This is a genomic window from Mycobacterium sp. (genome assembly GCF_032162105.1).
GTDB lineage: Bacteria > Actinomycetota > Actinomycetes > Mycobacteriales > Mycobacteriaceae > Mycobacterium.
The window spans coordinates 1-20,826 of the sequence record NZ_JAVRPS010000668.1 but is presented as its reverse complement, the minus strand read 5'-3'; the positions used below and the strand labels follow the sequence as shown (position 1 = coordinate 20,826).

The 20,826-nt window shown below is 64.9% G+C and carries 19 protein-coding genes; 6 read left to right on the top strand and 13 right to left on the bottom strand.

Features of this window, described 5'->3' with window-relative positions; all coding sequences use genetic code 11:
* Nucleotides 1-1,205 (bottom strand): AMP-binding protein (locus QOC69_RS33640; RefSeq protein ID WP_526446810.1); only part of this gene is annotated, 1,205 nt, incomplete at its 3' end.
* Between the two features lie 92 nt (nt 1,206-1,297).
* Between QOC69_RS33640 and QOC69_RS33635 the strand changes: the two genes are divergently transcribed.
* On the top strand, nt 1,298-1,909 hold the full coding sequence (locus tag QOC69_RS33635) for a cysteine hydrolase family protein (protein WP_526446809.1): 612 nt from the start codon (nt 1,298-1,300) through the stop codon (nt 1,907-1,909).
* A 20-nt stretch (nt 1,910-1,929) separates the two neighbouring features.
* Here the strand turns inward: QOC69_RS33635 and QOC69_RS33630 are convergent, their stop codons facing one another.
* The 10 genes from QOC69_RS33630 to QOC69_RS33585 are packed head-to-tail and all read right to left on the bottom strand — an operon-like array spanning nt 1,930 to nt 12,747.
* Complete coding sequence (locus QOC69_RS33630; RefSeq protein ID WP_526446808.1) at nt 1,930-2,475, bottom strand: Rv1363c family protein; 546 nt, start codon at nt 2,473-2,475, stop codon at nt 1,930-1,932.
* Nucleotides 2,472-3,122 (bottom strand): Rv1363c family protein, encoded by a 651-nt coding sequence (locus QOC69_RS33625; protein WP_526446807.1) that lies wholly within the window; start codon nt 3,120-3,122, stop codon nt 2,472-2,474. The genes QOC69_RS33630 and QOC69_RS33625 overlap by 4 nt, the downstream gene beginning before the upstream one ends.
* Nucleotides 3,086-4,561, bottom strand: coding sequence for an MCE family protein (locus QOC69_RS33620; RefSeq protein WP_526446806.1), 1,476 nt, complete (start codon nt 4,559-4,561; stop codon nt 3,086-3,088). The genes QOC69_RS33625 and QOC69_RS33620 overlap by 37 nt, the downstream gene beginning before the upstream one ends.
* Before the next feature lie 2 nt (nt 4,562-4,563).
* Nucleotides 4,564-5,715, bottom strand: coding sequence for an MCE family protein (locus QOC69_RS33615; RefSeq protein WP_526446805.1), 1,152 nt, complete (start codon nt 5,713-5,715; stop codon nt 4,564-4,566).
* A complete protein-coding gene (locus QOC69_RS33610; protein ID WP_526446804.1) occupies nt 5,712-7,118 on the bottom strand; it encodes an MCE family protein in 1,407 nt (468 codons plus the stop codon). The genes QOC69_RS33615 and QOC69_RS33610 overlap by 4 nt, the downstream gene beginning before the upstream one ends.
* Entirely contained in the window at nt 7,118-8,578 is a 1,461-nt protein-coding gene (locus tag QOC69_RS33605; protein ID WP_526446803.1) for an MCE family protein, read from the bottom strand. The genes QOC69_RS33610 and QOC69_RS33605 overlap by 1 nt, the downstream gene beginning before the upstream one ends.
* Nucleotides 8,575-9,603: an MCE family protein gene (locus QOC69_RS33600; RefSeq protein WP_526446802.1), complete on the bottom strand. Its 1,029-nt coding sequence runs from the start codon at nt 9,601-9,603 to the stop codon at nt 8,575-8,577. The genes QOC69_RS33605 and QOC69_RS33600 overlap by 4 nt, the downstream gene beginning before the upstream one ends.
* A gap of 42 nt (nt 9,604-9,645) precedes the next feature.
* Nucleotides 9,646-11,181 (bottom strand): MCE family protein, encoded by a 1,536-nt coding sequence (locus QOC69_RS33595; protein WP_526446801.1) that lies wholly within the window; start codon nt 11,179-11,181, stop codon nt 9,646-9,648.
* 4 nt (nt 11,182-11,185) lie between these two features.
* Nucleotides 11,186-12,037, bottom strand: a complete 852-nt coding sequence (locus tag QOC69_RS33590) for an MlaE family ABC transporter permease (protein ID WP_526446800.1) — start codon at nt 12,035-12,037, stop codon at nt 11,186-11,188.
* The gene (locus QOC69_RS33585) at nt 12,034-12,747 is read right to left on the bottom strand and encodes an MlaE family ABC transporter permease (protein WP_526446811.1); all 714 of its coding nucleotides are present in this window, start codon (nt 12,745-12,747) and stop codon (nt 12,034-12,036) included. Before QOC69_RS33585 ends, QOC69_RS33590 begins: the two co-directional genes overlap by 4 nt.
* 1,499 nt (nt 12,748-14,246) lie before the next feature.
* Here QOC69_RS33585 and QOC69_RS33580 point away from each other — a divergent pair.
* Nucleotides 14,247-14,660 (top strand): hypothetical protein, encoded by a 414-nt coding sequence (locus QOC69_RS33580; RefSeq protein WP_526446799.1) that lies wholly within the window; start codon nt 14,247-14,249, stop codon nt 14,658-14,660.
* A gap of 27 nt (nt 14,661-14,687) precedes the next feature.
* Here the strand turns inward: QOC69_RS33580 and QOC69_RS33575 are convergent, their stop codons facing one another.
* Both QOC69_RS33575 and QOC69_RS33570 read right to left on the bottom strand, forming a co-directional pair.
* Nucleotides 14,688-15,293, bottom strand: coding sequence for a TetR/AcrR family transcriptional regulator (locus tag QOC69_RS33575; RefSeq protein ID WP_526446798.1), 606 nt, complete (start codon nt 15,291-15,293; stop codon nt 14,688-14,690).
* Entirely contained in the window at nt 15,283-16,302 is a 1,020-nt protein-coding gene (locus QOC69_RS33570; RefSeq protein WP_526446797.1) for a Rieske 2Fe-2S domain-containing protein, read from the bottom strand. Before QOC69_RS33570 ends, QOC69_RS33575 begins: the two co-directional genes overlap by 11 nt.
* Before the next feature lie 160 nt (nt 16,303-16,462).
* Between QOC69_RS33570 and QOC69_RS33565 the strand changes: the two genes are divergently transcribed.
* From QOC69_RS33565 to QOC69_RS33550, 4 genes are all read left to right on the top strand, one after another.
* Nucleotides 16,463-17,458, top strand: a complete 996-nt coding sequence (locus tag QOC69_RS33565) for an LLM class flavin-dependent oxidoreductase (protein WP_526446796.1) — start codon at nt 16,463-16,465, stop codon at nt 17,456-17,458.
* Between the two features lie 77 nt (nt 17,459-17,535).
* Nucleotides 17,536-18,321 carry a FadR/GntR family transcriptional regulator gene (locus QOC69_RS33560; protein WP_526446795.1) on the top strand — a complete coding sequence of 262 codons (786 nt, stop codon included), beginning with the start codon at nt 17,536-17,538 and terminating at the stop codon, nt 18,319-18,321.
* A gap of 126 nt (nt 18,322-18,447) precedes the next feature.
* On the top strand, nt 18,448-19,641 hold the full coding sequence (locus QOC69_RS33555; RefSeq protein ID WP_526446794.1) for a cytochrome P450: 1,194 nt from the start codon (nt 18,448-18,450) through the stop codon (nt 19,639-19,641).
* Nucleotides 19,641-20,826: CaiB/BaiF CoA transferase family protein (locus QOC69_RS33550; RefSeq protein ID WP_526446793.1), on the top strand; the 1,186-nt coding region annotated here is incomplete at its 3' end. The genes QOC69_RS33555 and QOC69_RS33550, both read left to right, overlap by 1 nt.

Genomic DNA, 20,826 nt, shown 5'->3' with positions numbered 1-20,826 from the left:
TGGCGGCGGTCGGTGAGATACAGATAGCCGTCGTCGTCGAGATACCCGACGTCGCCGACGGTCACCCAGCCGCGCGGGTCGTGGGCGGCGGACGTCTTCGCCTCGTCCTCGTGGTAGCGGAAGGGTCGCCCGCCCTCGTAGTAGATGTCGCCCGGCTGACCGGACGGTAGCTCGTGGCCGTTCTCGTCGAGGATGTGCGGGACCCCGACGAGCGGCCGACCGACCGAGCCCGGGTGGGCCAGCCAGTCCTGCGCCTGGATGAAGGAGGCGCCCACCCCTTCGGAGGAGGCGTAGTACTCGTCGATGATCGGTCCCCACCACTGGATCATCTGCTTCTTGATGTCGACGGGACAGGGTGCAGCAGCGTGGACCACGCGCTTCAGGCTGGAGACGTCGTACGAGTTGCGCACCGATTCGGGCAGCTTGAGCATCCGCACGAACATCGCGGGGACGAACTGGCCGTGCGTGATGCCGTAGCGCTGGATGCACTCGAGCGCGCCCTCGGGGTCGAACTTCTCCATCACGACCGTGGTGCCGCCAAGCGACTGCACCGCCATCGACCAAAACGACGGCGCGGTGTGGTAAAGCGGCGCCGGATTCAGATATACCGTCTCGCCGGTGATTCCGACGGCGTCCAGCAACGGCATCACGATGTTGGGCGCCTCGGCAGGCGCGAGGTGCGGAAGCTCGCGGCGGATCCCCTTCGGCCGCCCGGTGGTGCCCGACGAATACTGCAGCAGGTCACCTTCGATCTCGTCGGGGATCGGCGTCGAGGGCTGACCGGTAACGCATTCCGGGTAGCGCGCCCAGCCATCGAGGTCATCGTCGGCGATCACCAAGAGTTCGGGCAGTCCGTTGGGGAGGTGCCCACCGATGCCCTCGCACACCGTGCGCATCGCGCGTGATCCGATCACCGCCTTGGCACCGCTGTTGTCGACGATGTACGCCGCCTCGGCTGCCGTGAGCGCAGTATTGATCAGCGCGTAGTACAGCCCGCTGCGACGGGCCGCCCACATCACGGCGTGCACGTGCTCGTTGTTCTCCAGAATCGCTGCAACGGTGTCGCCCTCGCGCAGACCGGCCGCACGCCAATAGTGCGCGAGGCGATTCGCGCGCTCCTCGAGCTCGGCGAAGTCGATCACCGTGCCTGCCTTGGCGAGGATCACGGCGGGTTTGCCGGAGTCGACGTGTTCGCGGATCTGCATCATGTCACCCTACGGTTTGTCGGTGTCACTGGGACGAATTTAGTTGATGTATAAGGCTTTTACTACGTCGCTAACTGTTCTAAGGTAATGGGATGCCCTCCACTCCCTGGAACCCGGCCACCACCGCGATCGTCTGCATTGAATGTCAGAACGGTGTCCTCGGCCCGCAATCGGTCTTGCCCGCGTTGGCCACCGACAGTGCCGATCTGGTGGGCAACGTACGTCGACTGCTCGACTCGGCACGGGAGTTCGGTGCGCGAGTGGTCCATGCGACGTATGAGGGCAATCTTGGTGGTAGCCCCACGGGAACGGCACGACTGTGGCGCGCGCTCGGACCGGCCACCGCGGACTGGAAGCCCGGATCCGCCGAAACCTCGGTCGTACCAGAATTGTTGGGACCGAGCGACATCGTGCTGCCGCGCCATCACGGCCTGTTCCCCACCCTGGATTCGGAGCTGCTGCCGGTGCTCAAGGGCTTCGGCGTGACCACCATCGTCCTGGTCGGGGTGTCGCTGAACCTGGCCATCACGCACACCGCGGGACACGCCACCCAGGCCGGCTTCGAGCTCGTCGTCCCCCGCGACGCCGTCGGCGGTACCCCCGCCGAGTACGCAGAGCAAGTGTTGAACAACACGATTGCCGTGCTCGGCAGGCTGGCCACCGTCGACAAGCTGATCGGCGAATGGAGCACGGCCACCGCGTAGTTCGCCGCCCATCGGTCGGATCAGACGGCATCGAATCCCGAAACCAGCCAACGGTCGCCGACTCTGTCCATGGTCACCTTGATGCTGGACTGGCTACTAGTGGGATTGCCCTTGCCCACGGTGACCGCCTGGTTGACGAACACCAGCACCACCGCATGGTTCGGCTCGGCCGACACTGACGTAACCGCCGGGATCGTCACCGTAGCGGAGATCTGCTTCTGCTTGGCGCCGGGTATGACGACCTTCTCGATCAGGTCGGTGTAGGAATCACGGAACGCACCGGTGGTCCTGTCTCTGGCCGCGGTCAGGTCGCGTTCGACGGTGTCCGGCTTGTAGGACAGTAGCGCGACAGTAGAATCCTTTGCGGCCTGCACCGATTCGACTGCGACGGAATCGGAGTCCCGCACCGACGAGTCCTGCCACTTCATGAAGCCCGCGGTCATCGCGAGGATCAGGGCCAGGCCCGGCAGTACTCCGTACACCAGCACGCGCCGCCAATCAACGGCACGTTCAACGGTTTCCGCCGTAACGTCGGTATCCTCCGCCACTGTGTTCGCGGTGATCACGTCACGAACCCGACCTTGGAGATCTTGAAGTCGTGACCCGTCTTCTGCACGGTCAGACGCATTCGCCACGATCGCGGTGGCCCTGCAGGTTTGTCGACGACGGACGTCGTCACCGATACCGCAACGATGGCCGACGCCTCGTCGGGCGCGACCGATTCCAGCCCCGCTGCCATGACAGTGCCCTGCGAGCTCGACTTCTCTTTGGCAACGATGTCCGCGAAAGGTTTTGACCCCTGGGCGAACTCGTCGTGGAACTGTCCCGTTGCGGAGTCCAGAATCCGCTGGATGTCGGCATCGGCGTGCCGGTAGTCGATGGTCGTGATGTCCACGGCGGCCTCCTGGGCGATCCGCAGATACAGTTCGCGCTCCGCCTTCAGCTGCTGGGACTGATGTGCCCGATAACCGAGCCAGCCCGTGAGGACGCCCAATACCACGACGATGACCATCCCCGCGACGAACGCGAGCACCAGCGGTGACGGCAAACTGCGCGTCGACACCGGCGCGTCGCCGTCGCCAACCGCCTCGTCGTAGTCGGCTACTTCGTCGGCCCCGGCCAGTGCGGATTCGTCTGCCGCGGTTAGGATCTCGTCCGAGTCACCGCTCGAAGAACTCAACTCCCGGGTGGCGGAAGCAGCATCGACTCCCATGTCTGATCCTTCGAGGCATCCCTTGCGAGGTTCGATTGGGTGTAGACCTTTCCGTCCGGCCCGATGTACTTGCCGGTGTCAGGGTCATACTCGGCGGCCGCGATCGCCGGTGGTGGAGGTGCCGCTGGCGGCGGGGCCCCGGCAGCTTCGGCCGCGGCCGCAGGCGTGCCGGTACGCGGCTGCGGAACCGCCTGCCCGCTCAGCGTCGCATTCGGATCGCCCTTCCAGTTGAAGCCGTCGTTCAACGGCACGTAGTTCTCGTCGCTCTCGCACATCGCCGCGGTCGGCGCTCGCTTGCCCGGCTTGGTCTCGCACGGAATGTTCCGCGCGCCACGGACGTTCAGCGTCGAGTCCTGCGGCACCCGGCAGTACAGGTCACCCTCCGGCGCGTCGGGGTAGTCGACGAGGGCGCCGGCACGTTTCTGCGACGCCGGCAGAAAGCCCGTGCTGCAGGTTGGCGGCACGTTGACGTTCAGGTTGAAGCTCAGATACGCGCCCTTGTAGTCAGGCTTGGTGTTCCGGTTGGCAATACCGACCCCCTGGATCGCCTCGGTGCCGGTGGGCAGCAGCACCAGGAGCTGCTCGATGTCGTTCTGGTAGGTAACCGCCACTTGTCCCACGTTGACCAGATTGGCCAGCACGATGGGCAGCGTCGGCTTCAGCCGGTCGAAGAGGGCGCTGATTTCTTCAGCGGCCGGGGCCGCATTCTGCAGTACACCGCGCACGGCTCCGTCGTTGTCCTTGAGCGATTGCGTGATCGTGGCGAGGTGCGACGCCCACGCCTGCACCGAACTCGACGTGTCGGTCTGAGTGTCGAGGATGGGACCCACGTTGTCGACCACGTTGACCAGCTCGTTCAAATTCGCCTTCGCGTCGATGCCCAGCTGCGTCGACCCCTTCACGAAGCGCGAGATCTCGGGCCCCAGACCGCCGACAGCCATATAGCTCTCGTCGATCGTCGTCTTGAGGTCGTCACCGGGGATCGCCTCGAGGCCACGGTTGGTGGCGTTCAACAGGTCGTTGATGTCCGGTGGTACCGAGCTGCGGTCACGGTGAATCACGTCGCCGTTCTTGAGCGGCGGTGACGACCCGTTGCGTGGGAGCAAGGCGACGTACTGCTCGCCGACCGCGCTCTGGCTGTGCACCTGGGCGTCGAGGTCCGACGGGATGTCGATCCCCGACTTCAGCGCCATTAGGGCTTCGACGTTGCCGTTGACGAGCTTGACGGACTTAACCTGCCCGACCTCGGTGCCACGGTAGGTGACGTTGGCACGCTCGTAGAGCCCACCGGCCTCCGGCAGCTGCACGGTGACGTCGTACGTCCCGACGCCGAGCAGCTTCGGAACCTTCACGTAGCCAAAGGCCATCACCAGCATCGCGGTCAGCGCGACGACCACGAAGATCGCGAGCTGGATCCAGATTCTCCTGGTCAGATGCATGTCTAGGGTCCCTGGTCGAAGTGGTAGGGCACGACTAGCGGGTTGCGGGCCGTGTAGGGGCTCGGCATCTGGCCGATGGTCCGACCCCACTGCAACTCCAGCTCGGTCAGTTCGCCCTCGAAACGCGTGCCGGTCAGCAGCCCGGCGTCCAGCCGGCTCAAGGTCAGGTCGATGACGGCGACGAGGTTGCCGGTGTCGCCTCTGAGCCACTTCGTCAGCGTCGGCTTCGGGAACGGGAACGTGGAGTAGAAGTCCAGTGAACGGGTCAGCGCTATGCCGGAGTCGGCCAACGATTGCAGCACCGGGCCGAGGTTCTGGAGGTTCTTGACCAGTGCGTCCTTCGACTGGTTCACCGAGTCGGCAGCCAACGCGCTGAACTTGCCCAGCTGATCGAGGGCATCGGCCAGGTGGTTGCGCTGGTCCTTGAGAACCACCAGTGCGTCGGGAATCGTCTTCAGTGCCTTGTCCACCACGGGCTTCTGGTCGGCGATCTGCCCGACCAGATTGTTCAGGCTGTCCGTGGCGGCGATGATGTCACTGGTCTGGTCATTGAGGTAGCTGACGAATTTGTCCAGCTGAGTGATCAAGCTGCGCAGATCGTCTTCGCGGCCGCGGAACGCGGTGCTCAGGGCCTGGGTGATGTCCTGAATGTTGCCCAGCCCACCGCCGCTGAGCACCAGCGACGCCGACGCGAGGGTCTGCTCCGTACTGGGATAGAACGACCCAGCGTTCAGCGGGATCAGCGAGCCTTCCTTCAGCCTGCCCTCCGGCGCTTCCTTGGGCGGGTTCAACTCCACGTGCAGCGACCCCAGAAGGCTGGTCTGCCCGACGGCAGCCGTGGTGTTGGACGGCAGCACCACGTCGCCGTTGATCGACATCGTCAGCAGCGCGTGCCACCCCTGCCGCTCGATCTTCGTCACGTTGCCGACCGTGACATCGCCGACGCGAACCCGGGAGTTGCGCTCGATGTTGTCCACGTCCGGCAGCTGCGCCTGGATCGTGTAGGAACCCGGCTCCCTGCCCTGGGTCCCTGGCAGCGGCAGCGAGTTGGCCCCCTGCCAATCGCCGCAGCCCGATACACCCGCCAACAGCAATACGGTGAGGCCGGCCGACACGACCGCCCGGCCCACCCGCCGCACTCGGCTCGGCATCATGACGGCCCCCCGGATGGCACCATCAGGCCCGGCAGACCGTCGGCCGGGTTGGTCGACACCGGCGCCGCAGGCGCGAGCTGGTTGACCGGACCACCTGGTGGCGGCGGCGTGCCCGGAACGTATGGCGGGTCAGGAGGCGGATTGCCTGCGGGCTCACCGAACTCGGTGAACGGCGCACCTGCAGGCGGGAGCGCACCTCCAGGTCCAGGAGGCGAACCTGCCGGCGGCGGTACGTAGTCCGGGCGCATCCAGTCTTCGCTGTAGGTGATTTCGTTGGGCCGGGCCGCCGCGCCGACGAACAGGTTCTCGCCCAGTGGCGGGAAGTTGAACTGGCGGTTCTTGATGATCGGCGCCAGGTACTGCACGCACAGCTTCGAGGATTGCTCAGCGCCCAGTCGCGATGCGGCCTGAATCGCGCCGCAGATGAACTCGATCGGATTGGAGAATTGGTTGATCGCGAGGGCGCCAGTCAAGGCGCCCTGTGCCGGCTGATAGATGTTCAGGAAGTTCTGGAAGGCGTTGGGGGCCACGTGCAGCAACTGCTTGATGTCGGGGATGCTCTCGTTCAGTGTCGTCGTGATCTTCGCGAGTTCATCTGATGTCGTCCCCAACGTGTCCTTGTTGTTGGCGACGAAGCCCTGCACGTCACCGACGACGTCGTTGATCGAGGTGATGGCATTGCCGACCTCGGTCGGGCCGTTGGCCAGTACCCCCGTCACCGAGGCGAGGTTGCCGTTGAGCTGTCGCAACAGCTCCTGGCTGCTCTCCAAGGCCGACACCAGGATGGAAATGTTCTTGATCGTGCTGAACAGGTCCTTGCTGTGGTCACCGAGGGCCGAGAACGCCTGCGACAGCTTGATCACCGTGTCGCGGATGTTCGCGCCCTGCCCGCGCAGATTGTTGGCCGCCGTGCTGACGAAGGCGCCCAACGTGCTCACACCACCGGGTGTGGTCGGCTGCAACGTGTCGGCCAAACGCTTGAGTTGTTCGCGGAGGTCGTCGAATTCCACAGGGACAGCGGTCCGTTCCTGCGGGATTACCGTGTCGGTCTTCATCTCCGGACCGCCGGTGTAGGCGGGCACGAGCTGGATGGCGCGCGAGCTGACGAGTGACGGCGAGAGGATGACCGCCTTGGCGTCGGCCGGAATCTTGTACTTGTCGTCGACGTAGAAGGTGATCTTCGCGCGATCGGGTTGCGGTTCGATCGTCTCGACCTTGCCGACCGGCACCCCGAGAACCCACACCTTGTCACCAGGGAAAAGACCATTGCTGTTCGCGAAGTAACCCACGATCTTGGTCTGGCCGACAGTGCCCGTCGCGCCCTTCGCGACGACGATGCCTGCGATCAGCACGACCGCAAGGACGGCCGCCAGCCCGATCCGCGCATACCGCGAGTGCTTCATCACGGCGTCCCTTCAGGTGGCATGGGCGGGCCGATCGGCACCGGTAGGTCTCCGGCCGGGCCGGGTGCGGCCGGTCCGACGACCGGCGGGTAAGGCAGCGGTGGCGGCGGACCTAGTTGCTGGGTCACGGGTGGATCCTGTCCGGGTGCGGGCATCTCAACCGGCCCGTACGGCGTCTGCGTGTTCTGCAGACCAGGCGTAGGTGCGAGAGGTGGCGGCCCCGGCGGGGGGCCGCCGGGCGGCGGCGCAGGCAACGGTGCGCGGTAGGGGTAGCAACCGGTAGGGCCGGGCAGCGGCAGGCCGGGCGGACCGCACCCCTGATCGCCCGGTTTACCGGTGATGGCGTCCGGGATGGTCATTCGCGGGTCGCCACCCTGCCCGGTCCGGGGATACGGCATCGGCAGCGCGGGCGTGCCCGGCTGACCAACCTGTGGGTCGTTGCGTTCGGACGGCGCCAGCACGGTGGGGTCGAGACCGAGGTCGGAGAACGCCGCGTCGATGAACGGCTGGACGAACTGCCCCGGTAGCAGATTGGTCACGTACGCCTTGAAGAACGGACCGGAGCCGACGGACTCGCCGAGCCCAAGCGCGTACTTGTTCAGGCCCTTGAGCGCTTTCTGGATCTCGGCCTTGCGGTTGTTGAGAAGTGCCAAGACCCCGTTGAGCTTGTCCAGCGCGGGCTTCAGCGACTCCCGGTTCTCGGCGATGAAACCCTTGATCTGCTGAGTGACGGCGGCGATGTTGCCCGAAATCTGGTCCAGCGCCGCGCTCTGCGTCTCCAGTTGGGCCAATAGGGCGTTGGTGTCGCGGACCAGGCTGACCACCTGGTCGCTGCGCTCGCTAAGTACGCCGGTGGCCTTGTTGGCGTTTGCCAGGAGGTTGCGCAGCTCGGCATCGCGCTTGTCGATGGTCTCGGAGAACCGCGCGACCCCCTCGACGGCGACTCTCAACGCGGGCGGGGTGTCGGCGAACGTGTCGGCCAGAACCTGGAGCGAGCTGGAGACCTGGTCGGTGTTCAGACCGCTGATCGTCGCCGTCAGATCACCTAGCGCATCCGCGAGCTGGTAGGCCGGTTTGGTTCGGTCCTCGGGGATGGCGCCGGACTGCTCGCCCTCACCGCGCGGCATGACCTCGAGGTACTTCGAGCCCAACAGCGTCTTCGTCTTGACCGATGCTTCGGTCCTGTCGCCGATCCGGACGTCTTTCTGCACGTCGAAACTGACCAGCACCCGCGCCCCGTCGAGTTCGACGCTGGACACCTTGCCCACTTCGAACCCAGACACCTGGACGGGCGCGCCCGGGATGATTCCACTGGCCTCGCTGAAGTACGCGGAGTAGTCCTTGGCATCGTTGAAGAACGGCAGTCGGTCGTAGTTGAGGGCGGCGACGGCCACGACGGCGGTGAGCACGACGCCGACGGCGCCGATGATGAACGGGTTGCGTTCCTCGAACGAGATCATCGTGGGGTGCACCTCCCCGTGTCCTGGCCGGCGACCTTCACGTACACCGGCTGGCCTCCCTTGCCATTGAGCTTCAGTACGGCGTCGCACAGATAGAAGCTGAAGTAGTCGCCGTAAAGGCCCTGTCGGTTGAGCACCTGGTAGGCGTCGGGCAACGTAGCCAACAAGTTGTCGAGGAAGTCCTTGTCGGACATGACGTTTCCTGCCGTGCGGTCGGCTTCGGCGACTACCTTCTTCAACGGCGGCCGCGCCTGGGCCAACAATTCGGCAACGCCGCCTGCTGCTTCGTTGGCGTAGGCAACCGTGTTGCTGATGTCCTGCTTACGTCCCGAAAGGGTGCCGACCAGTTCGGACAGCGACGTCACCGCCTTGTCGAACTGCTTGGTCTCCCCCCCGAGCGAACCGAGGACGGTGTTGAGGTTGACGATCACCTGACCGATCAGCTGGTCGCGATCCGCCAATGTGCTTGTCAGAGCCCCGGTTTGGTTGAGGAACGAGTTGATGGTCGCACCCTGCCCCTGGAGCGCCTGGATCAGCTGACTGGACAGGGCGTTGACCTGATCGGGGTCCAGCGCGCGGAACAACGGCCGGAACCCGCCGATCAGCGCGTCCAGATCCAGCGCAGGCGAGGTCCGCGTGATCGGAATGATGGCCCCGGCGGGGAGCGTCTTGGTTTCGCCAACTCCCTCTTCGAGTCCGAGATAGCGACCGCCGATCAGGTCGGCGTAGCGGATGACCGCGCGGGTGCCCTCGGTCAGAACCACCGTGTCATCGGCCGTGAACTTGACGACGGCGGTGGTATCGGGCTTGAGGTGGATCTCCTTGACCTTGCCGACCTCGACGCCCGCGATGCGGACGAAGTCGTCGACCTTCAGACTCGACACATTGGTGAACTCGGCACTGAACGTCCGCTCCTCCTGGAAGCGCAGCTCAGCGAAGATCGCGAACATCGCGAACATCGCGAGTAGACACACCGTTACGAAGATGGCGAGGCGCCATAGGGCCCCTCCCAAGTTGTCCTTCACGGCTGCGACTCCTCGTGGCTGGTGGTCATGGTTGGCTGACGATCAAGGTGCCTCTGCCGGGAGCACCGCCCCGTCTTGCGGCGCCGCTCCTTCCGCAGGAAGCGGTCCCGGTGGCGGGCCCACCAACAGCGGTGGTGGTGGCGCCCCTGCCGATGGTCTCGGCAGCGGCGTCGGTTGAGACTCCGCCGGGAACGGTGGCGTGAAGGGCTCGACTCCCGTCACGGGACTCGCCGGGTCGGGCGGGATGCCGGGAGGCGGTGCCGGCGGCAGACCCGGGTATAGCGGCGTGCCGTCGGGCGCGTACTGCAGCGCGCCGTATGCCGGCGCGCCGGGGTATGGGATCGGCCCTGGTGCAGGTCCGTTCCCGTTGCGGACGCTCGGTGGCTCCGGCACGCCGCGGGTGACTGGGAAGTAATTGGCGTATCCCGGGAAGCCGATGCCTGGGTTCACCCGCATGTCATTGCCGGTGCCCCAACCGGTATTGGTGACCAGGTACCGCACAGGCCAGTTCTTCGTGACGTCGGGAAGCGACCCACACCCTGGCTTGCCGCCTGGGCCGCCCTTGGCGCCGACGATCGGCAGATTGTCCGGGTACTTGTACGGGTCGTCACCGAGCAGGATCGCGACGTCGAGAATCACGCCCTTTCCGTTGGTGCCACCGGTCACGTCCAGGAACCCGGTATCGATGGTCTCCTTGCCGCCGAGGATCAGACAGGTCAGCTCCGGGTTGTACTTCATCAACAGGTCAGTCGTCGGCACGAGGACGTTGGTGGCCTTGACCAGGTTGTCCTTGCTCGGCCCCAACAGATCGATGCCGCTTTGGGACAGGCCGATCACACTGCCGAGCAGGGCGTCGAGGTTCCTCGCGTTGTCGGTGATCGCAGTGCTGGTGGTGCTAGCCGCGTCCAGAACGGTGACGATGTTCTTCGCGGCGGCACTGTAGGTGTCGCTGAATCCCTTGAGCGACTGCCAGTCTCGTCGCACGGTTTCCGACCGCGGATTGAGTGCCATCAGCACCTCATTACCGTCCGAGATTCCATTGCCGATCTGCTCGCCCTGGCCACGCAGGCCCTCGCCAAGGGCGGAGAGCACCGAGTTCAGCTTCGCGGGGTCGATCTTCTGCAGCACGTCGCGCAGGTTCTGGAAGACGGTGTTGACCTCGGTGCTGACGTTGGAGGACTGCAACACCGCGCCAGGGGTCAGACGCCGAGAGCTGGGATCGCTCGGGTAGAGGAGGTTGACGTACTTGGCGCCGAACGCGGTGGTGGCCCGGATCTCGGCCCCCACGTTGGCGGGGATCTGCGAGAGCTGGTCGGGGTCGATCTCGAGATTGAGTCTCACTTGACCTGTGCTGCTCTTGATTTCGCCCACCCGGCCGACCTGGACCCCGCGGAGTTTCACCTTGGCGCCCGGCTCCATCACCAGGCCCGCCCTGTCGGATTTCAGCGTCACCGTGTCGTATGACCTGAACGTTCCAGCGAACAGCACGCTGGTGCCGCCGACCATCAAGCCGATCACTGCCAACAGGATCAGCGTCCACCACCCGGGGGCCAGGCCCTTGTCTCGCCTCGATTCCATCGCGCTACCCCGACAGGTTGAGGCCGCCGGACTGGCCGTAGATGGCCAGTGAGACGAACAGGGTGACGAAGACGGCGGCGATCAACGAGGTGCGCACGGCGCGCCCCACCGCCTCGCCGACTCCTGCGGGCCCGCCAGTGGCGTTGAAGCCGTAGTAGGTGTGCACCAACATCACGACGATGGCCATCGAGATGGCTTGCAGGAACGAGTAGATGACGTCCATCGGGTTCAGGAAGGTATTGAAGTAATGGTCGTAGACGCCGGTGGACTGGCCGTAGACCATGGTGGTGCCGAAGCGGGTCGCGATGAACGCCATGAGCACCGCGACGCAGTAGAGCGGAATGACCACGATCACGCCTGCGACCACCCGCGTGGACGCCAGGTAGGCGACCGACCGGATACCCATCACCTCTAGCGCGTCGATCTCCTCGCTGATCCGCATCGCACCGAGCTGCGCCGTCGCGCCGGCGCCGATGGTGGCCGCAAGGCCGATACCCGCCACCAGCGGTCCGACGAGGCGGACGTTGAGAAATGCGGAGGTGAAGCCTGCGAGCGCATCGACACCGATCTGCTCGAGCTGGTTGTACGCCTGGACCGCGATCAGCGAACCCGCGGACAGCGTCAGGAATCCGACGATGACGATGGTGCCGCCGATGATGGCCAGGGCGCCCACGCCCAGACTCATCTGTGCGATCAGCCGAACCACTTCACCCTTGTAGCGGATGAAGGCGTCGGCAATGCCCTTGATCGTCTCGCCGTAGAACTGGGTCTGCCTGCCGACCTGGTTCCAGCCGTCGACCACGCCACTGACGGCGTGGCGCAGCCGGGGGAACCGGGTGCTCGCGCCGCTGCTCACGTTGCCCCTGCCTTCACCGCGACGGCGGTGGCGATCAAGTTGATGACGAACAACGCCATGAACGTGTACACGACCGTCTCGTTGACGGCGTTGCCGACGCCCTGTGGGCCACCACCGACTGACATGCCCTTGTAGCAGGCGATCAGGCTGGCCGCGAGACCGAAGAGCGCGGCCTTGACGAGTGCCGTGATGACCTGCGGCGCTCCCACCAGAAGCGTCAGGCCCGCGGCAAAGGCGCCGGGTGTGACGTTCTGGAAGAAGACGGAGAACACGAAACCGCCTGCGATGCCAACGAGACACACCAGGGACGCAAGCAACAACGAGACCAAGGTCGCGGCCAGTACGCGCGGGACGACCAGTGCTTGGACGGGGTTGATGCCGAGCACGCGTAGCGCGTCGAGTTCTTCCCGTATGGTCCGCGAGCCCAGATCGGCGCACATCGCAGTGGCACCGGCGCCGGCAATCACCAGCACCGTCACGATCGGACCGGTTTGGGTGACCGTGCCGAGCGCAGCGCCCGTGCCGGAAAAGTCAGCGGCGCCGATCTCGACGAGGAGGACGTTGATGGTGAAGGTCGTGAGGACGGTGAAGGGGATGGACAGAAGGATGGTCGGCACCAGCGCCACCCGCGCCACGAACCACGTCTGCAGAATGAACTCGCGCCAGGCCCACGGCGGCCTGAACATCTGAACGAATGTGTCCAGCGACATCGCGAAGAACTCACCGATGCCGCGAACCGGCTTGGCGGCGGATTGCAGACTAACCACCACCGGCTCCTTCCCACGTCATCCGGATTGGCATGGACTGCTGAATCCCTTCGCCGCTAAACGCTGGTCACTCTTGCACGAACTTGTGACCAGTGACACAAGCACTGACGTGGAACCGTACACCACGATTTTCGACATGAGCAACATTCCACGGATTCACACAACAGGGTGTCCAAGTCCACCTAGTAGAACAAGTGAGATTTGCTACGTATGCATGTGACGGTCGGGGCCAAGCGTCTCATGAGTCGGCCCAAATGCGACGCGGACATGCTCGCCGGGAGGGCTGACCATGAGGGTCCCACCAGCAGTTTCAACCTTCACCCCGGCTTACGCGGCTGTCAAATGCGAACCGACATCGGTCGGTCACCGCTGTGCGGCGCAAACTGGCTATCGTCTCATCTCGCTGCGTTGAACGCATGGAGCGGACCCTAGGACGGTTGCTGTAGTTTGCCGACAGCCCATCGGCTAGGGAATGTCACATCAATGTCAGCAAGTATTGCTATTTGCCGGACATTCCCATTGCGCTGACATCAACAGCATTAAGTCAAACACATGTCGAGACTCGTCACAGTGCAATTAATCGCGCTGTCGATTGCATTCTCCGAGCGGGGATAATTCTCCATCAATGGAACCCCGAGAGCGCACCAAACCCTTTCGTTTTCAGCGTTCCGTCGTCAAAGGAAGGCCATTCTTGCGCTTTCGCGCAGGCCGCCACTCCCCCACACGATTCACGTCGGTGCGCCACGAAGCCCTGCACGGCCGTCCCGCAGGCCGCACCCAGTGAGCGGCCCGTCACGAGCTCGCGCAATCGATCGGCTGCGAGCCGCGTTGCCCCCAGTCCAAACTCCGAACATGCCCCCGGGCCCTACCCCGCGCCCCGCTGATCACGTTCTATATCCCCCGGCGTTACGCCCGCCCGGCAGCGCCGACCGACCCATCTGCTGGGCAGCCCTCGACACCGCCGGCCACGTCGGGCCTCCTGCAGTCACTCCTTTGCTCGTTCGGTGTCTACGTAGAGCCCGGGAGTTCGGCCCCCTGAGAACCCCGCTGACATCCGATTGAGGTCGACTTGGCGCCTTTGTCCCAGAAGAAAAACGTGTCGGCAGCAGACCCGCCGCAAATAGTGAATTATCTATCCATTTATCGGATTAAACAGCTAGCGATATACACCAGTCCGGGCCCGTGCCTCGCCGCGCCATTTCGGACACTCCCGCGACGGATATGACCTCGTTGCTCGGCACCGGCATATGGACGCCTGCCTGCCGATTCACTCGATATCTTTCCGTCGATTCGCTGTTCGCCGGAGGATCTTCGCCGAGGCCACCAGGCCACCGGTCGCGACCATGCGTGCGATCCGGCGCGGAGTCTTCGACACGGATCCCGCCGACCGAGACTCTGATTCGTGTTCTGACACCGTGTACACGCTTGTAGTATCTCCGACCATGAACCGGTGCCTCGCCGCAGTCGTCAGCAGCTTCGCGATCGCACTGGCCGGTGCCGGCCACGCGTCAAACGCCGCCGCCAGTCCCCCGTCCGACGACGCAGACTCACCCTCCTGCGTCTACACGATGTCAGCGCCGCAGGTGGTCTCGGTGTCGGGCGTTGCCATGGTGACTGCCACCCTGAAGCCGTTTCCGTGTACGGGGCACATCAGCCCCAACTCGCTGACCATCTGTATCGAGCCGCAGGGGAGCGCGCCGCAGTGCGCCTTCAGGGCAGTTCCCGAGAAGGCGGAGGCGTTCGTGCCCTACACGCCAGGGACGACGTACATCACCAGCGGCACCGGCTGCGGATCCGTGTACACGACGCAGGGCTCGATCTGCGCGAGCGTGGGGCCCTACTCCACGACGCTCTGATTCGGCGACCCCGGGCCTTCGTCAGGGCTATCCGGTCAAGGACCGCCACAGCAGTTCTGTGGCAGCCGCCATCACGGCGGCGCGAGGCATCGAAGCAATCTCGTTGTGGCGGACCATCAGCCAGGATCGCTCGAGCATCGCCATCACGACCAGACCGGTTGCGGCCGGGTCGACGTCGACCGAAACCGGCGCCACCTTCGCGATGACCTCGCCGAGTGTCGCCGCCGTGCGCCGATGCGACCGTGCCACCGCCGCGCGGAACTTGCGGTCGGTTGGCATGTCCTCCGTGGAGCGGATCACGAACGCCCCGTTGCGGTCGAGGTAGTCGAAGTAGCGGCCGACCCAACCTTGCAGCTCGTCACGCGAAGGTGGGTCGCCGAGATCGCCGAACCCCTCCGCGACCTCGAGGGCCTGCCGATAGGTCTCCGTGCCGAGTTCGATGAACAGCTCCGTCTTGTCCGAGAAGTAGTAGTAGAAGCCGGCCCTGGTCACGGCTGCCAGATCGGTGATGTCCCGGATCGTCACGCCTGAGAACCCCTTGCGCGCGAAGGCAATCCGTGCGGCATCGAGGATCGACTCGCGAGTGCGGTCGGACTTGCGGGCAACTCGTCGGGGCGAGCCGTCAGACGCCATGTGGCACCCGTTGGTCCACGGGCTCTTGCTCGGGGTAGAAACTGCTGGCCCATCGTCGCAGCGCGCGGAATCCCGCCGCCTCCGAGGTGGCCAGCGCCGGGGGATCCAGGTACAGCTGGTGTTCCCAGATCCGGATGTCGTCGGGCAGCGCCAGCTTGGCAGACGCGAGGCGCGCCTCGAAGCTGCCTGGCTCACCCGACTCCTCGGCGCTGACCCAGTAACCCGCGAAGATGTCGGACCTGGTGTCATCGACCGGCGTCGAGCAGATCGAGATGACGCGGATGCCGTCGCGCATGTGCTCACCGTTGAAGCTCACGCCGATGCCGGACCAGTAGATCTCGATCGTGTTCATCGTGTCGTCGGCACGGTCGACGCCGTCTGCCCATCGCCTGCCGAAGCCGACCTTTGCCCTCCACGTCGAGTCATCGGTGCTCTCGCGCAACACCACCGGGCTGATCGGGGTGCGGTGCACGAAACGGAAGTGATGGGGATCCACGGCGTTCTCGGCGATCACCTGGGGGTGCACCTTGACCTTCTCGTGCCGCGTGCGGCAGTCGCGGCCGAAGGGGTGGAACTCTCGTTCCCGGACGTGGGGACCGAGTACCTCGAACGCGTCGGGCGCATCCCACAGCGGCTGTCTCGCGTCGGCGTCGTGCCAAATGTAGATGGAGTCGTTGAGCTCGGCCATCGGATACGAGCGCACGCGGCGGCCCCTGTTGGGGCGATCCTGGTACGGGATGCGGACGTTGCGGCCGTCGCCGTTCCACACCCAGCCGTGAAATGGGCACTGGATCCCGTCCTCGACCACGCAGCCGCCATGAGCGAGGCTTGCGCCGAGGTGTTGGCAGTGCCCGTCGAGCACCTTGGCCCTACCGTCCAGCTCCCGGAACAGGACGAGATCCCGCCCGAAGTAATGCATCGGCTGCACGTCACCGATGGCGACGTCGGCGCTCCAGGCAACTTGAAACCATCCGGTGGGAACCATGCTCGGCAATGTCTTCGTCGTCATGGACCGTCCTTTTCACGGCGTGCGGTGTCACGTCAGGACAGGCTACCTATTTTTGACATCTTTGTCGAAAATATCGGGCTGCTTCCGACGAAGAACGCCCCCGCGTACACTCACGTGTCTTACTAAGTGAACGATGTCGTTCGGCAGACTGGGAGGATCGATGGACTGGGGAATGCCATGGCCGGGGCCCGCGCTCGCGGCACAGGCCGAAGCGGCAGGTGCACGTGCGTTCTGCTCGGGTGAGTTCGCCGATCTGAACGCCTACGTGACCACGACCGAGATGGCACACAACACCTCGACGGCGATGGTCGGCCCAGGAATCGCCTACGCATTCGCCCGCTCACCATTCGTCCACGCCGCGGCGGTGCGCCACCTGTTCCGCGCGTCTGCGGGCCGGGTCTTCTTGGGTCTGGGTGCTGGTACGTCGCGGATGAACCGGGACTGGTTCGGCGTCGATTCCGTCCACCCCGCACCCCGAATGGGCGAACTGATCGAGGTGATCAGCGCGTTCCTGAACGCCGAGAACGGCGAATCCGTCCAGTATCGCGGCGAGTTCTACTCGATCGACGCGGACATCCGCGCACCGGTGCTCGGCCGACTCGACGTGCCCATTCTGGTCGGGGCGTTCAACAAGATCATGGTCCAAACGGCGGGTCGCGTCGCAGACGGCGTTCTTGGACATGGATTGTTCACCGATCGCTGGTGGACCGAACTGGTGGAGCCTGCGCTGGCTCGGGGCGCCGAATCGAGTGGACGCGATGCCGCCGACCTGCGGCGCTGGGGATGGCTGATCACGGCGGTCGACGACGACGACCCACAGCTGGCCATTAGGGAGGCGAAGCTGCAGATCGCCTTCTACCTGACCGTTCGGACCTACGACTCACTCGTCGAACTGCACGGCTGGCAGGACGAGGTCGCGGCGATTCGTGCGGCGTTCCGCAGCAACCGACCGGAGAGCATCGCCGATCACGTCACCGACGACATGCTGTGGTCGATCGCCATCTGCGGAGACTCCGAGCAGGCGCGCGAAATGCTCTCCACCCGCAAGCGATTGCCCGACCTCGCATTCTCGTCCCCGCCGAGTTTTCTGGTCGGACGCCGGCGCCGCGCACGGTACGACGCGGCCGCCATCGGGCTGATGTCCCAACAGCACTGACTCGATCAACCGCAGGCGGAACGCTTGTTCAACATGGTTTACTGAGTAGTACATCTGACGTAAACCAGGAGGTCGTGGTGTCTCGCCAGGAATCACTCGCGCCGATGATCGCGCCGGAGGCGACCTCTGGCGCCGTCCGGTCACCCAAGACCGCCGAGCTCGTCGCGCAGACATTGCGGCGCATGATCGTCGACGGACAACTAACGGATGGCGACTTCCTGCCCTACGAGGCGGACCTGATGACTCACTTCCAGGTGAGCCGGCCGACTCTGCGGGAAGCGGTGCGCGTGCTGGAATCCGACCGACTGGTCGAGGTGCGGCGCGGGTCGCGGACCGGTGCGAAGGTGCGAGTGCCCGGTCCCGAGGTGGTCGCACGACCGGCCGCGCTGCTGTTGGCCATCTCGGGGACGACGCTGGGCGACGTGATGAAGGCACGCGTCGGCATCGAGCCGTACGCCGCGCGGTTACTGGCCGACGAAGGCAGCGAAGAGGCGCACGAGGAACTGCGCCGCCTGGTCGAGCAGATTCCGCGGGCGTGGGAAACCGGCAGGCTGGCGCAGGCCTCCGCCGACCTGCACCGCCGCATGGTGGAGCTGTCGGGTAATGCCAGCCTGGCGATGATCGCCGGGATGTTCCACGACATCTCCGAGCGGCACACCACCGCTGCCATCCTCAGAGAACAGAACGTGGTTCCCAAGGCGCAGTACGCCAAATTGCTGCGGTCCTACGGTCGCCTCGTCGATCTGGTATCGAGCGGGAAAGGTACTGAGGCCGAAGCGCATTGGCGCAGACATATGGAGAATGCCAGCGCCGCGTTGCTCAAGGGCTACGAGAAGACGAAGGTCCGCGACATCATGTACTGAAAATGCACCGAGCTCGACCGAATGTGACATGGGTCTCGCACGACGCCGCTTCAGCTGATACTCTCATCTCGCACAGTCGCAGAGATGCGTCGTTGGCCATGAATAATCGCAGCAACTGGAGGTCGAGTGACGACGAGTGAGCAGGCGGCGACGGTGCCGGTAGTGACCTTCGACTACACGACAACCGAGCCCGAGGGCACCTGGTTCGCCAAGTATGACGATTTGCGCGCCCAATTCCCTTGGTATCGAAACGAATTCGGGCCGGGCTTCTGGACCGTGTGCAACTACCAGGGAATCCTGGAGATCATGCAGAATCCGCAGGTCTTCTCCAACAGCGTGGTCACGGCGCTGGATCCAGAACCGGCGGTCAAGTGGATCCCCGAGATGCTGGACGGCGACGAGCACAAGCAGTGGCGGCGCCAATTGGGCCCGCTCTTCTCCCCCGGAGCGGTCGAGCGCCTCGAATCGAGGGTGCGGCAACGGGCGATCGACATCATCGACGGCCTCGTAAAGCAGGGCTCCTGCGACTTCATGGCCGACTTCGCAACACGCTTTCCGACCACCATCTTCCTCGATCTGATGGGCCTGCCCGTCGACGAACTCGACCAATACCTCGAGTGGGAGCACGACATCCTGCACGCAGGAGGCAGTGACGAGGAGAAACTGCAGAAGCAGATGACCGCCATGTTCGCGGTGATGGGCCGGTTCTCGACGGTCATCGCCGAGCGGCGGGTCGAACCGCGCGACGACATCGTCAGCCAGGCGCTGACCTACGAGATCGACGGAGCACCGGTCACCGACCAGGACCTGCTGTCGTTCTGCCTACTGATGTTCATGGCAGGCCTCGACACCGTCTCGGTCACACTCGGCTGGATGTGGCTCCATATGGCCCGCAACGCCGGCGACCGGGAGCGAATCGTCGCCGAACCGGCCGTCATCCCCACGGCAGTAGAGGAATTCGTTCGTGCCTACGCGATCGTGATTCCAGCCCGCAAGGTCATGGAGGACATCGAGATCCAGGGCTGCCCGATGAAGGCCGGTGACATGGTGAACATCCCGCTGAACACCGCCACCCGTGACGAGGCGGCCTTCGCCGACTCGACGTCCATCGACATCACGCGTAAACCGAACAACCACATCGGATTTGGCGCCGGTCCGCACCGATGCCTGGGTTCGCACCTGGCCCGCCAGGAGCTGAGGATCGCCATGGAGGAATGGCACGCGCGGATTCCGACCTACCGGTTGGCTCCCGACGCGGAGATGCTCGAGAGCGGTGGTCAGCTGGGGCTGGAGAGCCTGCCACTGGTGTGGGACGTCTGATGCGCAAGCCGCTCAACGGAGTTCGGGTGCTCGAGGTGGCACAGTTCACCTACGTGCCGTCGGCAGGTGCCGTGCTCGCCGATTGGGGCGCCGAGGTGATCAAGATCGAACATCCGGTGACCGGTGACGCACAGCGCGGACTGGTCAAGGTACTTGGCTCCGCGGCAAGCAAGCCGGGGTCCTCCTTCGCGCCGATCATGGAAGCGCCCAATCGCGGCAAGCGAAGTGTGGGGCTCGCGCTCGATCACGCCGAGTCGCGGCCGGTGTTCGACGAATTGGTCAGGCGCAGCGACGTGTTCCTCACCAACTACCTGCCGTCGGCACGGGACAAGTTAAGCATCGACGTAGACGACGTCCGCAGTGTCAACCCCGACATCATCTACGTGGCGGGCAGCGGATTCGGCATGAACGGCCCCGATCGTGACACCGGTGCTTACGACGCGACGGCGTTCTGGGCGCGCGGCGGCAGCGCCGACGGGCTCAACCCGCCAGACGCCGACCAATCGGCGTTCATGCCCGCGGGCGCCTACGGCGACAACATCGGCGGCATGACCATCGCCGGCGGCGTGGCGGCGGCGCTCTACGGGCGGCACGTGACCGGGGAGCCGTCCGTGCTCGACGTTTCGCTGCTCGCGGTGGGCGCCTGGACCACCCAATTCAGCGTAAACATGGCGATGCTGATGGGCGGACCACTACCGAAGGTGCAGCGCCGGACACAAGCGCCTGGCAATCCGCTCACCGGCGCATACCGCACCTCGGATGGCAGGTTCGTCCAACTGTCGATGCTGCAGCCCACCCGGTACTGGCCGGAGTTCTGCCGGTTGATGGGGCTCGACGAGTTCGCGGGGGATCCGCGGTTCGCCTCGCTCGCAGCGATGGCCGAACATGCCGACCTCGCGTACGGCATCGTGCACGATGCGATTGCCAAGTTGAGCTTCGCCGAGTGCACGGCTGCGCTGAGCCGGGGCACCGGACAGTGGGCTCCGGTGCAGGATGCGTGGGAGCTGGCGCACGACGAGGCGCTGACCGCCAACGGCCGGATCGCCAACATCGTTGACGCCGAGGGCAATCCGCAGCAACTCGTGGCCAGCCCGGTGAAGTTCGACGACGATCCGGCGGAACTGGGGCGCGCCCCGCAGTTCGCCGAGCACACCGACGACGTGCTCCGCGAACTCGGCGTCGATG

Excerpts from the sequence above, each read along its gene's own strand:
- QOC69_RS33575 (WP_526446798.1), bottom strand. The coding sequence starts at position 15,293 with ATGGCGTCTGACGGCTCGCCCCGACGAGTTGCCCGCAAGTCCGACCGC.
- QOC69_RS33580 (WP_526446799.1), top strand. The coding sequence starts at position 14,247 with ATGAACCGGTGCCTCGCCGCAGTCGTCAGCAGCTTCGCGATCGCACTG.
- QOC69_RS33595 (WP_526446801.1), bottom strand. The coding sequence starts at position 11,181 with ATGGAATCGAGGCGAGACAAGGGCCTGGCCCCCGGGTGGTGGACGCTG.
- QOC69_RS33585 (WP_526446811.1), bottom strand. The coding sequence starts at position 12,747 with ATGTCGCTGGACACATTCGTTCAGATGTTCAGGCCGCCGTGGGCCTGG.
- QOC69_RS33615 (WP_526446805.1), bottom strand. The coding sequence starts at position 5,715 with ATGATGCCGAGCCGAGTGCGGCGGGTGGGCCGGGCGGTCGTGTCGGCC.
- QOC69_RS33625 (WP_526446807.1), bottom strand. The coding sequence starts at position 3,122 with ATGGGAGTCGATGCTGCTTCCGCCACCCGGGAGTTGAGTTCTTCGAGC.
- QOC69_RS33610 (WP_526446804.1), bottom strand. The coding sequence starts at position 7,118 with ATGAAGCACTCGCGGTATGCGCGGATCGGGCTGGCGGCCGTCCTTGCG.
- QOC69_RS33635 (WP_526446809.1), top strand. The coding sequence starts at position 1,298 with ATGCCCTCCACTCCCTGGAACCCGGCCACCACCGCGATCGTCTGCATT.
- QOC69_RS33570 (WP_526446797.1), bottom strand. The coding sequence starts at position 16,302 with ATGACGACGAAGACATTGCCGAGCATGGTTCCCACCGGATGGTTTCAA.
- QOC69_RS33565 (WP_526446796.1), top strand. The coding sequence starts at position 16,463 with ATGGACTGGGGAATGCCATGGCCGGGGCCCGCGCTCGCGGCACAGGCC.
- QOC69_RS33605 (WP_526446803.1), bottom strand. The coding sequence starts at position 8,578 with ATGATCTCGTTCGAGGAACGCAACCCGTTCATCATCGGCGCCGTCGGC.
- QOC69_RS33620 (WP_526446806.1), bottom strand. The coding sequence starts at position 4,561 with ATGCATCTGACCAGGAGAATCTGGATCCAGCTCGCGATCTTCGTGGTC.